This is a genomic window from Photobacterium profundum, assembly GCF_003026285.1.
In the GTDB taxonomy this organism is placed as follows: Bacteria; Pseudomonadota; Gammaproteobacteria; order Enterobacterales; family Vibrionaceae; genus Photobacterium; species Photobacterium profundum.
Genome location: NZ_PYOD01000003.1, coordinates 477,575 through 492,150 on the forward strand (window position 1 = coordinate 477,575; position 14,576 = coordinate 492,150).

Consider the following 14,576-nt stretch of genomic DNA (forward strand, 5'->3'; position numbering starts at 1 on the left):
CTAAACAGCGATTAAAGCTTACAACAATATAGTTAATACGCTTTGGGCTAGTAAGTGGTAAGAGCCAGAAATAATTGAAAATAACAAAACTGAGGTTTGAATTTAAGGTTTGATACAAGAAGATAAAACCAGCTTAAAAAGCATTCTAAGCTGGTTTATAGGTAGCGTAGGTAATAACTTATGAGTTGATTAGAGGCGACTACTGTACTTCAACGGGTAGACCCTGCTGAAGATTAAGAGCTGCATTTAAACGTGATATCGCAATATCATTACCTTCCACTTTTTCTTTTAGTGATTTATTCGCTTTAACGGGTTTTGATTGACCTACTTGCTCATCAGATTTAGATAACGGCTGATGTACTTCAACATACAACGCTCCATCAGGTTCTACTGATTGCTTCAATGGCTGATTAATAATTTGAACTGATGTACCTCTTGGTACTTGTGGGAATAACCACTCAATATCCCATGGGTTCATCCGTATACAACCAGAACTTACTCGCATCCCAATACCAAAATCCTTATTAGTACCGTGAATTAAATACTCACCTCGGCTATAAGCAAGACGCATTGCATATTCACCTAACGGGTTTTCAGGGCCTGCAGGTACAACCGCAGGCAGTTCAATATCCTTTTTTTCACGGTATTCTTTACGAATGTTTGCTGTTGGCGTCCATGTAGGATTTTCTATCTTCTGACTAACCTTCGTTATCATATTCGGGGTTGCGCGTCCCACGCGACCAATACCAATCGGGAAGATATACACAATCGATTTGTCATCTTCAGGGAAATAATACAACCTAAGTTCAGCGAGGTTAATAATAATCCCTTTGCGTTTCACATTAGGTAGAATCACCTTTGTCGGTACAGTCAGCAATTGACCTGGTGTCGGTAAAAAAGGGTCTACACCTTTATTTGCCGCCAATAATGCTAAGAAACCTACATTATATTTATTCGCAATATCAGCAAGGCTATCTCCCTTAGCGACTTCATAATACTCTACTGTGCCGACAATGTTGCTATCATCATTAGGCAGCTGATATTCAATTGCATTAGCAGCAGTTGAAGCTAAACACGTAAGTACTAAAAGTATTGAACGAAACACAGCATACCTCCATTAGTAAACTAGTCATAATTATGGCAAATTTTTGTTTTATCTGCCGTTATACCGAAACAATTCCTACATTTAATACCAATCATATTCTATCGAGTTAACAAGATGGTCAAGATGGCGTTAAACCTATATAAGACAAAATAACGAATTGGCTGTAAAACACAATTTATTCAACATACGAGTTAACCCCCGCCAATGGCGATCAAAAAAGCGGAGCATCACTGCTCCGCCTTGCTAGTCTAACAATATTAAAACCATTTAGTTATGCATATTGTGCGGTTAACATTTTCCAAGATTTTCGTTGCTCTTGTAAATGCAATTTCATGTCATTGTATTGCTGCATAAATTCAAAATTTTCATAATGCTTAGTTAAACGCTTCTTCTTCAATTCAACCATACGTTTTTTAGCTGCATAATAATCTGAAATTTTGATCATCAACAATTCGTATTCATCTTCCAGTAATCGAATACGTGCCTGAACATCACGACTATTGGCATTAGATGCAGCTGTTAACTTGGCCTGTAAACGAACAAGTTGCATTTTCGCACGCGCTTTCTCTATACGATCTTCAGGAGAAACACGTAACTTGCGAGTGAAACCAAAGTAAGAACATAACTTAATCAACCACTTAGTTGGGTCAAACTGCCACCAGCGAATGCCGTTACGATAATCATTTTCAAATATGTGATGGTAATTATGGTAACCCTCACCAAATGTTAGAAACGCTAGAATACCGTTATCACGTGCTGTGTTCTTATCAGTATACGGCTGAGAGCCCCATACATGAGCCAATGAGTTAATAAAGAACGTTGTATGATGGCTCAAAACTAAACGAACGACGCCGACGAGCAATAATGCCCCCCATATATCGCCATGCACAACACCAAAAATTAATGGGAAACCAAAATTCGTCACGATAGCTAATATGCCGTAATACTTATCTTGCCACATTACAATTTTATCTTTTTGTAAGTCGCGGCAGTTTGAATAATCCGTATAACGACTAGCTTGATACTCACGTAACATCCAACCAATATGACTATAGAAAAAGCCCATTTTCGCTGAGTACGGGTCCTTATCATTATTATCAACATGGCGATGATGAACCCGATGATCCGAAGACCAATGCAAGATGCTATTTTGCAGCGCAAAGGCACCACCAATTGCGAAGATAAAACGCAGTACAGCATTTGCTTCATACGTTTTATGCGACCATAAACGATGGTAGCCCGCAGTGATTGACAAACCACAATAGCTAAATGCAACAACAAGCATTGCTACTTGCGTCCAATCGAAACCGATAAAATATGCGTAAAGTGGCGTACCAATGGCAGCTACAGCCAATGAAAATGAGAAAATAAAAACATTCAGCCAAATTAGTGGTGGTTTAGTGGTCGACATCCTTTTATCCTTTTAGCCTTTCAATTGAGCGTACATGTGTGCGCTAGAATAATAAGTCCGGTTAATTAGGTCAATCAATAAATTGTCGTTTTGTTAAGAGATGTAAACAGACACAGCAATCGTCGTGCCTAAGTATGAATTATGCGATTCAGCTCACTATAAAAAGCAAGTAATGTAGATGCCAAAACCTTTGACTATTGTCTAAAAGTATAGCTAACTGGCTATAACATAATGAGGTTTATAAGCAAGAGGACGTTACTAGGAGAAAGGGGTTGTTAATTTAAAAGGTAATATCGACGGCAGTAAAACGCGAAGAAGCTAGGTGGAAGTTGGTACTCTTTTCTTGATAATACGTTGCTGGCATACGTTCAAGTAAACCGGCTTTTTTTAGCATCAAGTGTTCTTCACGCGTGATAACCACATAACTTAAATGCGTATCAAGTAAACACTGAATATTATCAATTGATGCTTCATCATCCCTCACTAACACTTTCAACATACCAGTTAAAACAGGTAAAGGTAGTGTCATTTCTCGAACAAGTTGTTTTCTATTCGAAATGTCACGAGCAGATTTCGACCGTTGTGCATGTTGAAAAATACCTTCCCAATCCATTTTCCCTTTTTTAGTAACAAGGTTATGCTGGTAGCAATAATAGGACTCAAAAAAGTTACGTAGATAGTGAAAACGCTCAGCATGTACCTCTAAGTAGATATGCTGAAGCTCTATATTGATGTGAAATTGATTAATCATCGCTAACTTAATATTGTTCTAAAAATACGTCTATTGTACTAAAAGAAATACGCGACCAAGTAATAGCCGCGATTTACCTTACCACTCACCTACAGGTTAAAACGTACGCCAGCAGCACCTTCGAGCTCCATGTTCGAATCATCGACATACCACGTTGTACCCGCTTCAGCATAAAGATGGAAATAAAGGAATGGAACTTCCAATCCAAGCCCCGCTCTTGGCCCCCACTTCTGCTCACTATCATCTACCCATTGTAACCCTACAAACGTATACAACGGTGAATACTCTGTTCGCGCTGTAATCTCGCCTAAGTTCCACATTACGTCTGCTGACACGCTAAAAGTATCTAAACCAACAGCAAATTTATAATCATCTTGATATTTTGCTGTAATGCCTGATGTTGGACTGCCGAGAAAAAGTCCGGCACTCAATGGCGCAGTTGCTGATGCATGCAATGCCGTAAGCAACAACGAAGACGCCAATACTAATTTTTTAATCATTCCTGATCTGATCCTTACACTGTTTTTATCCGTACCTTAATCGTCATTTAATCCTTTAAATTTCATGATTATCAGTTTGAACAATACGTGCTTATCTATATTTTTAATGTAAAGCACTACCTGTGCGAGAAGCAAAATACCTACTTTATTTTTGAATTCATAGAAAAAAATCAAAAATATTGAAATTTATCAGCTACGCCTCAGGTCTTATACAGCAGTTCATATAATTTCAATTACACAAACGACTATGTTTAAAAGCATGAAAACAACAAATTAAGGATGAGTATGCTAATCAAAAAAACGAATCGCTGGACACTCAAAGAAAACGAAGCAACTCCTGAGTCAATATATAAGCAGCGTCGTGATATCTTAAAGAAGCTTGGAATAGCTGTTGTCGGTATGCCGCTCGCCTCTAACGCACAAGCTGGTATCTTTGATTTATTTACAGATGATAAGCCAACGACTTCCGTTGATTTACGAAAGCCATTGATCACAACACCATCAGCAAAATATCACCCTGATTTATCGTTGACACCTGAAGATAAGGTTTTGCAATACAATAATTTCTATGAATTTGGTACTGCGAAATCAGATCCTGCACGCTTAGCAACTAACTTCAAAACAGACCCATGGACAGTAAAAATAGACGGATTAGTTAATAAGAGCATTACGCTAGGCTATGAAGATATTTTCAAAAAATTTACACTTGAAGAGCGCATCTACCGCTTACGCTGTGTGGAAGCGTGGTCAATGAATGTGCCTTGGATCGGCTTTTCACTCGCTGATTTAATCAAGATGGCAGATCCAAAAAGCAGTGCTAAATATGTCGCCTTCGAAACCTTGTTTGACCCAGAACAAATGCCAGGACAAGCCTCTCGCCGTATTGGTGGTGGTATTGACTATCCCTACGTTGAAGGATTACGTTTAGATGAAGCAATGAATCCATTAGCGCTTATTTCAGTTGGTTTGTACGGTAAAACATTAGCACCGCAAAATGGCGCACCACTTCGTTTAGTTGTGCCGTGGAAGTACGGTTTTAAAAGCATTAAATCAATTGTACGAATTACATTAACTGACAAAGAGCCACCAACAACATGGAACCGTTTAGCTGCGAGCGAATATGGTTTCTATGCCAATGTGAATCCCAGAGTTGACCACCCTCGCTGGAGTCAAGCTAGTGAACGATTTATTGGGGAAGGAAACCTATTTAGTAGCCGTCGACAGCCCACATTGATGTTTAACGGTTATGAAAAAGAAGTCGGTCATTTGTATAAAGGCATGGACTTAAGGAAACAATATTAATGAAAATATCCCCACGACACATATTCTGGCTAAAAGTCATTATTCATATCGTATCACTTGGCTTTTTGCTTCTACTTGTTGGTCAGACGCTAACGGGTAATTTAGGGGCCGATCCTATTCAAGGTATCAGCCACTTCACAGGTAAAGCCGCCTTGAATACATTAATGATAACGCTATTACTTTCACCGCTTGCACGTTATTTCAAGCAAGGTGCATTAGTCAGAGTACGTCGTTTAGTAGGGATGTATAGTTTCTTTTGGGCTGCACTGCATTTAAGTGGCTACCTAATTTTAGATCTTGGTTTAGATTGGCAATTGTTAGCCAGTGAAATTATTTCTCGTCCTTATCTCTCACTGGGCGCAATTAGCTGGATCATTTTGGCATCTCTTGCCATCACTTCCACCCAAGGTATGCAACGTCGGTTAGGTCGCCGTTGGCAGAAGCTGCATAATTGGGTATACCTCGCATTGTTATTAGCGCCTATTCATTATTATTGGTCGGTAAAATCAGGTATTGTTGAGCCAGGCCTTTATATTCTAATGGCCATAACACTGCTTAGCTTTCGATGGAAAACGTTTAAAAAGTGGTTACCTTCTTCATCTAGACGACTGCAGTCTAGCAACAAGAATCAACAAGCATAGTGCTAGTAACAAAGCCGCACACATGTAAAACTCGATTGTAAAATAGTCGAGTTTTTGCTCACTTCCCTCTTTGTCTATTCTACGCCTTCAAATACATGTAATTTATAGGGTTGATCTAAGATCAATTCTGTACTTTTTGGTAGGATGACATATTATCTCTGTATGTTTTATAGATGAGAAATCAAGATTACACTCGTATTCGATGATTTGATTACTTGTTGCACTTCACTATTTTTTAAGGCGAGCATTTCTTGGTTAGTGATCTTATTACTGTCAGCATTCAACAATTCCAAGAGGATTGCTTGCAACTATGTGACCAGCATTACCCGACAGTTCACAATCGTGGCATGCGTGAAAATCACTTAGGAAAAGCGCTATGCAGAAGAATGATGTCAACTTTTCAGCAGGCAGATATAACGCTACTATTCACTCAAATAGATGATGAAAATGCACTGCCCCAACCAATATACAATATAAAAACCAATGAATTTACGGTTTGGGTTATCGCTCACCACTTATTAAGTGCCAATATCGCTCGACGTGACGCATTAATGCACACAATAAAGAATGTTTCCGAAAGCTTTGATAAGAACACAAAAAATTATCTTCTGCTTGTTGCCGATCACTGGTTTGATCGTAGTAAAGCAAGTAAAGAAATACCGTCTTGGTGGCTAGGTCAACTACCAGAAAATATTGAAGATTATTATCACGATGGCATTAAATTGTTAGAAACACCAAACACACTACCTCTAGCCATGAACCAATGTGTAGAGCTAACTAATGGACTAATGCAAATTCATCATCCATTAAAGAGCCATGCTAATAACAAAACAGTTCACAAATACATTCTTTTAACTGCCATTTACACTGTTAACCTATAGTACACAGATAAAAATATTCAGGATACAGCTTACACTCATTAACCTAATGTCTCGGTTAGCTTTGCTGTCTTGTAGTTTCAATACCTTGCAATCAATGTCCGTTTGATTAATCAATCCAATCATTTTCCTTTAAATGTTCAAGTATAAGCTTCGTTGCTGCAGATCCTTTATGCTTATCTTTATAATTAGCCCAACTCACCTCTTCAATTTCAGATGCAGCCATAATTTCACCTGTGTATTCAGCTTGATAGCATGTCATTTTTACAATAACACCTTCCGCTTTTTCATCCGCTTGAGCTTTAAATGTATTAAAGTACTCGATAGTGTTCGGAGTAAGATCGACTGAAAGCTCCTCATGTATTTCTCTTACCAGTGCTTCTTTATTACTTTCACCAACCTCTCTCTTTCCACCGGGAAGATAATAAATATCTTTACCCTTAGAGCGGGCCATTAATACTTGTTTATTTTTTACATACAACCAAGCTAACTTATCAATTTCCTTTAACACGTACGATACCCTTTAATATAAAAATGAGTAGGAAGAGACCTAACCGTCCTCTTCCTTTAGATGCATGCATTTATTGGGTTTGTTGCGCCACTTTTTTCATTTGTAGCCCTAAAAATACAAAGCTGATACCTTCAAACAGAAGTGAGATACCGACAAAGATACCCAATAATGACATCGAGAATGCTGGATCATTCAACATCGAAAAGAAGTACAAACCGATCGCTGTCGAAATCACTCCGCTAAGTACAATCCACGTCCAGCCCCCAAGATTTTTATTACTCATGCCGAAAATAATACGTGTGGCACCATTAAAGATCATGGTAATCACCATCAACATAGTAATTGTCACCAATCCCGCTAATGGCTTAAACAAAATAAATAACCCGCCAACAATATACAGCACCGCACTGAGTACATACCACAGCTTGATACGCCATTCTGGGATACTGAAGGTGTGATAGGCCTGTACAAGGCCACTCACCAGAAATGTAATCCCGATGATCGAGGTAATAGTAACACCAACTGCCACGGGTAGACTGATGGCACCAAGACCGGCAAATGCGATAATTGCACCCACAATAACAAACCATTTCCAGCCGCGCGCCATTATTTTGTTGATTGGATTATTCATATTATTCCCCTAAATATTAGTTATTTATAATAATTAGCTTGAGTATATGCACTCAGTATATACTCATGCAGGGTTAGACATCTGAAAATCATCAAGCCAGGTTTTGATTAAGCTGTTTGTTCGTCAATTAAGATATCGCCAGTTTGTTGGTGATTGCCCGCCAAGAAAGTGTAGACCGTTGGCACCACAAACAAGGTGAATAAAGTACCCACCGACATACCGACGGTAATCACTAAACCAATAGAGAAACGACTCTGTGCACCAGCACCAGCCGCAATCAATAGCGGCACGACACCAATGACCATCGCCGCAGTCGTCATCAATACAGGACGTAAGCGTACCGATGCAGATTGCAGTGCTGCTGACGCTTTATCTAACCCTTGTTCTCGTTGCAGTTGGTTGGCAAATTCAACGATCAAGATACCGTGTTTACTGATCAAGCCAATCAATGTCACCAATCCAACCTCGGTGTAGATGTTGAGCGTATCTACCCCAAAGTACAGCGGGAGCATCGCGCCAAAGATCGACAGCGGTACACTGGTTAAAACGATCAGAGGATCGCGGAAGCTTTCAAATTGTGCCGCCAACACCAAATAAATAATAACGAGAGCTAAGAAGAACGTCGCCACCAACGACGAACCTTCTTGCAAGAACTGACGCAACTGACCCGATGAATCAACACTGTACGCTTTGGGTAGAATATCTTTCGCGCCCTGTTCCATCACCTTGTAAGCCTCACCAATACTGACACCTGGCATCATTTTCGCTTCAATCATGGCACTATTTAGTTGTTGGAACTGGTCAACAGCCGATGGCTGAATACTCTGGGTAATTGTTACTAACGATGATAACGGCACCATTTGTTGGTTGTTTGATTGCACATAGTAATTTTGTAGATCCTCACGGGTGCTACGGTAGCTTTGAGGTACTTGGCTGATTACCTGATAGCTGCGCTCATCCATCGCAAAATAGTTAATAAACCCTTCACTCAAATAACGCTGCAGCACAACACCAATCTTTGACGCGTCTACATTCATCAGTGCCGCTTTGTCACGATCAATCGTTACCTCTAGCTGCGGTTTGTTGTAGTTCAAATCATTCTGTACATAAATAAACTTGCCGCTTTTCATTGCATACGTCTTCATCTTCTCGGCGTATTGGTACAAATCTTTATAGCTCCCCGTTGGTGTTTTCAACAACATCTGGAATGGTAAGCCTTGTGGCGTACCAGGTAGATCCGGTGGCGAGAATGTATATACCTGCACACCAGGCACTGTTTTACTGTCGGCTTGGAACTGGGTCATCACCTGTTTGGTCGTTTTCTCTCGCTCACTCCAATCTTTCAGTACCGCCAACCCAAAGAACGTAGAATCATTTTGATAACCATTTACCATCATATCCATATCGTTCTCAGGGTAACCACTCACGATTTTGCTTAATGGCTGGGTGAAGTGCTCAAGGTAATGCGTATTGGCATACGACGGCCCTTTACCCATCATCATCATCACCCCTTGGTCTTCCTGTGGGGCCAGTTCAGAAGCAGTATGTGTAAACATGAACACCAAAGACACTAAAATAGTCAGTGCTAACGGCCATACCATAATGCGGTTACGTAATACCACAGAAAGCATATTTTGATAGTGGCGGGTAATCACTGCTATTACGGCATCAATTTTCTTCACTAACTCGCCTTCAAGCGTGCTTTTTGACAGCACCTTTGAACACATCATTGGCGTCAGCGTTAGGGCAATAAAACCAGAAATCAGCACAGAGCCCGCCAAGGTGAAGGCAAATTCAGTGAACAACTTACCCGTTAAGCCACCCATGAATCCGATTGGGGCGTACACAGCTGCCAACGTGATAGTCATAGATATCACAGGGCCTGCGATTTCTTTCGCACTCAATAACGCCGCTTTTACGGGGGGGACACCTTTTTCCAAGTGACGGAAAGTATTTTCAACCACCACGATAGCATCATCGACTACTAATGAAATAGCCAATACCATCGCCAGCAGTGTCAATAAGTTAATACTGAATCCAAGCGCCATCATGAAGAACATAGAGCCAATAAGCGACAATGGAATCGTCACCAACGGAATCAGCATCGCACGTATTGAACCCAAGAACGCAAAAATCACAATCACAACAATCAGGGCTGCTTCAAGCAAGGTTTTGATCACTTCATCAATCGATGTCGTGATAAATTTTGTCGAATCATACACCACATTGGCATGCACGCCTTGTGGCAAACTATTCATCACATCAGGCAGTACTTTGTACGCATCTTGAACCACGGTTAGCGGGTTGGAACTAGACGTGTTACTGATGGCAACCATCACACTTTTCTTGCCATTGAAGTGCACAGTCGCATCGTAGCTATTTGCCCCCAATTCAACAGTGGCTACATCCTCTAGGTGAATAATACGACCATCTTTGGCCTTCAGGCTGATATTCTTAAATTGTTCAACTGTATTAGCATCGGTATGCGCATTTACATCAATCTCGATATAATCATTTTTCACTTTACCCGCAGCGCTGACAGCATTACTGCCTTTCACTGCGTTTTGAATATCCGTTGCTGTAATACCAAACGCAGCCATCTTGGTTGGGTTCAACCAGATACGCATCGCGAAATCACGCTGACCCAGTAAATCCACTTTCGACACACCATTTACTGTCGAAAAGATTGGCTTCACCACACGACTAAGGTAATCAGAAATCTGCTGAGTTGCCAATGTATCGCTGGAAAACGACAAATACAGCACCGGAGACTCCGACGTTGACTTTAGAATACTGGAATCTTGCACCCCTTCAGGTAAGCGATATTTAACCTGCTGTACTAATGACAAAATTTCGGTCAAAGCTTTGTCTGACGGATAATCTAGCTTCAAGTACACCGTGATAAGCGATTCGCCCAAGCTACTTTCCGAGGTCATATAATCAATGCCTTCGGTTTGCGCAATTTGCGCTTGCAACGGCTGTGTTACGTAACCTTGTACACTGGATGAACTGGCACCTGGATAATTGGTGGTAATCGTAATCACCCCCGTTTCTAATTTCGGATACTGTCGTACTTGCAGCATGCTAAACGCTTTAAGCCCCAAGACTAATAACACCATACTTAATACAACAGCTAAAACAGGGCGCTTTATAAACACATCAGTAAAACTCATCGTGTTATATCCTATTTATCATTCTTGGCAGGAAACGGATTAGCGTTATTAATAATAACGTGCACACCCTCTTTTAACTGTTGCTGGTTAGATGTCACCACTTGTTCATTCGCTTTTAAACCCGATGTAACCCCCACCCAACCATTGCGGCGTTGACCAATATTCACCGTACGGCGCTCAACATCATAAATAGGAAACTTTGTTTTACCGTCAGACGCGGTTTCTGTTTTATTGCCTTTTTCACTATCAGGTTTAATCACATAAATCGTGTCGCCATATAATGAATAGGAAACAGCAACAACCGGAACAGGTACAACGGCTGTCACATCATGAGTAATAACAGATGTTTCTACATACATACCAGATACAAGGTGAGCACTTTTTGAAGTTATGACTGCACGAATATCGAGGTTGCGAGACTCACTATCCACTGAAGGTTCAATCGCAGTGATCGTTGCTGTAAATTCTTTATTGCCGTACGAATCAGTTTTAAATTTAACCTGCTGTCCATGTTTTATTTTTGTGAGATAGACTTCAGGAACCGAAAAGTCAATATACTGCTTATCCACATTTTGTAATTCAACAATTGTATTACCCGGCTGAAGAAAGTCTCCTAAGTTCACCTCACGCAAACCCACCACACCAGAGAAAGGGGCTTTAATTTTCATGAAATCAATTTGCGTCTGAATGTATTTCGCATCTGCTTGACTAGTCGTTAATTTAGCAAGAGCCGTATCAACTGCGTCTTGTGAAGTACTGTGTGTTTTCAATAATCGCTTTTGACGTTTGTACTCTATTTGCGCTAATTTTAAATTTGCCACACTGGTTGCAAGATTTGCTTGTAATAAACGATCATCAAGCTGAACTAATATATCACCCTTATTTACTTTACTTCCTGACTCGAAGTTAATAGCCATTACCTGACCTGACAACTGAGGAGTAATGTTTACGTATTTATCTGATGTAACATGACCAACAGATAAAATAGACTGCGTCCAACTATCGGATGTTGTTTTCACTGTCGTTACCGATACCGGCGGTAAACTAAAAGTTGCTAATTTTTCCTTAATCATATGCTGTTTGAATTGATAGAAGCCAAACACAGCCACCAATATAAGAAACATAGTAACAACAATACTTATAATGAATCTCTTCGACATTTAATTTCTCATTTTATAGTTTACTTTTAAGTATCAAGTGCAAAAAAACACCCAACCCAAAAAACAGGGTTAAACCATTCTGCTTTATTTATGTTCATTCAATCACTCAACCGTTATGTACATATTATTATTAGACGAAATAAAATAGCTCATAGAAGTATCAAGGTTTGATAAAACATCGATATAAACCCACTCAAGACAAAAACAATAAAACACTTAAAGCCAAACGCATCACGAAGATTAAATACCACTAATTACAACAACTTAAACGACAATAAAACATAAATGACAGATAAAAAACCTAAAATATTTAAAGATTAGTTTCTTTTGATTTTAATTACCCCGCTAAGCGATAAATTACTCCCACCTATCACAATAGACAAAAAAAATAACTTGAAATTATTGAACTATTAAAACAAGGTATATTCCATGAAGAAATTAGCTCTCACTATAATGATGTTAACCTCACTTAATGCTACTGCCGCAACGCAATCACCAACAAACAGTGATTTAACGGTGTTTAATAAAGAGATGAGGCAACTAGAGCAAGTAGACATTAAAGATAAAGTATACATATCTACACTATCAGATGGTTATGTCGCAGTAGCCGACTCTTCTGAGTATTTATCAGAATTCACTAAAGTAGAGCGCATTACAGATCAACAAGCTAAAGAAATGAAATTAGCTAAAGAGCGTTCATTCTATGTATATAGCAGCATAGGTACAGAGCAAGTTGCAAAGAATATTAAAAAGCATTTAGAAAAAGACTTCCCTAAATATTTCACCGTAACGTTTTATAAAAATAAGAAAGGTAATGAAACGGGTCGTGAGTTCTTAGCACACGTTGTTGAGTATTCCGGGTCATAAAAACAGTTCCAAACCAAAAGTTAATTAGCCCTAGATAAATATTTTGGCTAACTAAAGCGACAATAAAATGAAAATAGTAAAAACTAAACAACAACCTAAGCAATATTACCGTGCGGTATTTATCAACACTTTCATATTGTATGGGCTTAGGTTGTCTTTTCTACATAGTAAACCGAGATAACGAACAAAATGAAAAAGATTACCATCAAAGCAACAATGGGAATGGCTCTACTTTTACTTACTGCCTGTTCAAGCTTAGTCCCAACAAGCAAAGAGATAACGAACAACGATATCCCGAAAATAAAACGCTTAAAGAAGTTGATTTTGACAGCCTAGAAAAAGGAGTGCAATGGGTATCTGATGCGGTTCAGCCACACTACTACACTTCATTGATCGTGCCAAAAGTAGAGTTAGAACAAAATAAAACACACAGTAAGCAAATCCCAGAAACGGTGCTAGAGAAACTTTCTACTGTAGTGACAAAACAACTGCGCAGTAATATCTCATCAGACATCAAGGTCGTCGATAAAGTAGGGCCACACGTCGCACAAATTAACCTTCGTATTAGCCGTGCGACAGCTAACCCTGAAGATTTAAAACTAACCAAAGTAATTCCTATTGGCGCAGTTATCGGTGCGGTAAAAATGGCGCTCGGCACACGGAACCAAAGTGTTCGTATTATCATCGAAGCACAAATTGTCGATAGTATTTCTAACAAACCGCTAGCAGAGCGTGTATCTGTAATAGAAGCAGCTGGTGTATTAGAAAATGATAAATCCTCATTACGTTATGAACAGATTGAAAAAGATGTCGACAACTTTGTTAAAGAAGTACGTACTTTTATTCAATCTGCGGCCTACGAAGCACAACAACGCCCTGTAAAACCCTCATAAAATCAGCATACCCAAATATACTGTCGGAATAAACCATACCGACAGTGTTATGAAAAGAATGAAAGAACTAGCCTTAGAAATTAATAATTAGATTGCATAATTAAGGCTGTAACACGTTAATCATTCGCAGCAGAATAAAACCTGTCTTCTGATTGTGTTTTACATTTTCACACTACCCTATGGGAATAGATTATGTTTAATCAACGCTATAAAAACAAAACTATCATCGTTGCCGCTGACATTCACAACGACTCCAGCTTTAAACTAATCAGCGAAGCTTGTGACATGGCGGATCAATGGGATGCCGATTTGCACTTGGCCTACAGTATCGATATGCCTGCAGCCTTTACTGATCCCACTGTGTATGCCTACTGGCCACAACTGCAAGGTGCGCTCAAAGAGCTCCCATATTCTGAATTTGAACACGATAAAAGTTTCATAATTGATACCTTCCCATTTGAAGCAAATCACATTCATATCATGACTGGTGATGTGGCATTACGTGTGGCGGAATTAGCAAAATCTATTGATGCTTCGCTGATCGTTACCGGGAAATCACATCATAAGTTCCATATCACGCACAATCATGCCAAGCAGATTTTGCAGGCCGTTGATACGGATATTCTCTTCTTAAAATAAGTTACTTAATTTAAGGTTATACATTCCATGTATGCGTAGATAGAAGAAGAGCTATAATCACCACGAAAAGAAACAAAGCGCATATAATAAAGGCATATTCATTATGTTTTATTA

General features: G+C 39.4%; 14 protein-coding genes. 6 read left to right on the plus strand and 8 right to left on the minus strand.

Going from position 1 to position 14,576, the window contains the following annotated elements; all coding sequences use genetic code 11:
- Positions 1-199 precede the first annotated feature (199 nt).
- From C9J48_RS11710 to C9J48_RS11725, 4 genes are all read right to left on the minus strand, one after another.
- Entirely contained in the window at positions 200-1,105 is a 906-nt protein-coding gene (locus C9J48_RS11710) for a L,D-transpeptidase family protein (RefSeq protein ID WP_006229589.1), read from the minus strand.
- Positions 1,106-1,376: 271 nt separating this feature from the next.
- Positions 1,377-2,516 carry an acyl-CoA desaturase gene (locus C9J48_RS11715; RefSeq protein ID WP_006229588.1) on the minus strand — a complete coding sequence of 380 codons (1,140 nt, stop codon included), beginning with the start codon at positions 2,514-2,516 and terminating at the stop codon, positions 1,377-1,379.
- 280 nt (positions 2,517-2,796) lie between these two features.
- Positions 2,797-3,267: a hypothetical protein gene (locus tag C9J48_RS11720; protein ID WP_006229587.1), complete on the minus strand. Its 471-nt coding sequence runs from the start codon at positions 3,265-3,267 to the stop codon at positions 2,797-2,799.
- A gap of 89 nt (positions 3,268-3,356) precedes the next feature.
- Positions 3,357-3,767, minus strand: a complete 411-nt coding sequence (locus C9J48_RS11725; RefSeq protein WP_006229586.1) for a hypothetical protein — start codon at positions 3,765-3,767, stop codon at positions 3,357-3,359.
- A 285-nt stretch (positions 3,768-4,052) separates the two neighbouring features.
- Between C9J48_RS11725 and msrP the strand changes: the two genes are divergently transcribed.
- From msrP to C9J48_RS11740, 3 genes are all read left to right on the plus strand, one after another.
- Positions 4,053-5,069: a protein-methionine-sulfoxide reductase catalytic subunit MsrP gene (gene msrP / locus C9J48_RS11730; RefSeq protein WP_006229585.1), complete on the plus strand. Its 1,017-nt coding sequence runs from the start codon at positions 4,053-4,055 to the stop codon at positions 5,067-5,069.
- The gene (gene msrQ / locus C9J48_RS11735; protein WP_006229584.1) at positions 5,069-5,710 is read left to right on the plus strand and encodes a protein-methionine-sulfoxide reductase heme-binding subunit MsrQ; all 642 of its coding nucleotides are present in this window, start codon (positions 5,069-5,071) and stop codon (positions 5,708-5,710) included. Before msrP ends, msrQ begins: the two co-directional genes overlap by 1 nt.
- A gap of 386 nt (positions 5,711-6,096) precedes the next feature.
- Positions 6,097-6,591, plus strand: coding sequence for a hypothetical protein (locus C9J48_RS11740; RefSeq protein WP_242610802.1), 495 nt, complete (start codon positions 6,097-6,099; stop codon positions 6,589-6,591).
- A 106-nt stretch (positions 6,592-6,697) separates the two neighbouring features.
- Here C9J48_RS11740 and C9J48_RS11745 read toward each other — a convergent pair whose 3' ends face one another.
- The 4 genes from C9J48_RS11745 to C9J48_RS11760 form a co-directional block, all read right to left on the minus strand.
- The gene (locus C9J48_RS11745; RefSeq protein ID WP_006229582.1) at positions 6,698-7,099 is read right to left on the minus strand and encodes an NUDIX hydrolase; all 402 of its coding nucleotides are present in this window, start codon (positions 7,097-7,099) and stop codon (positions 6,698-6,700) included.
- A 70-nt stretch (positions 7,100-7,169) separates the two neighbouring features.
- The gene (locus tag C9J48_RS11750) at positions 7,170-7,730 is read right to left on the minus strand and encodes an HdeD family acid-resistance protein (protein WP_006229581.1); all 561 of its coding nucleotides are present in this window, start codon (positions 7,728-7,730) and stop codon (positions 7,170-7,172) included.
- Positions 7,731-7,837: 107 nt separating this feature from the next.
- Entirely contained in the window at positions 7,838-10,903 is a 3,066-nt protein-coding gene (locus C9J48_RS11755) for an efflux RND transporter permease subunit (RefSeq protein WP_006229580.1), read from the minus strand.
- Between the two features lie 11 nt (positions 10,904-10,914).
- Positions 10,915-12,063, minus strand: coding sequence for an efflux RND transporter periplasmic adaptor subunit (locus C9J48_RS11760; RefSeq protein ID WP_036802657.1), 1,149 nt, complete (start codon positions 12,061-12,063; stop codon positions 10,915-10,917).
- 429 nt (positions 12,064-12,492) lie between these two features.
- On the opposite strand from C9J48_RS11760, the gene C9J48_RS11765 reads away from it, so the two are divergent.
- The 3 genes from C9J48_RS11765 (at position 12,493) to C9J48_RS11775 (ending at position 14,462) form a co-directional block, all read left to right on the plus strand.
- The gene (locus tag C9J48_RS11765; RefSeq protein ID WP_006229578.1) at positions 12,493-12,930 is read left to right on the plus strand and encodes a hypothetical protein; all 438 of its coding nucleotides are present in this window, start codon (positions 12,493-12,495) and stop codon (positions 12,928-12,930) included.
- Between the two features lie 110 nt (positions 12,931-13,040).
- On the plus strand, positions 13,041-13,823 hold the full coding sequence (locus C9J48_RS11770) for a DUF3313 family protein (protein ID WP_131541633.1): 783 nt from the start codon (positions 13,041-13,043) through the stop codon (positions 13,821-13,823).
- Between the two features lie 192 nt (positions 13,824-14,015).
- A complete protein-coding gene (locus tag C9J48_RS11775) occupies positions 14,016-14,462 on the plus strand; it encodes a universal stress protein (protein WP_006229576.1) in 447 nt (148 codons plus the stop codon).
- The last annotated feature ends 114 nt before the right edge of the window (positions 14,463-14,576 follow it).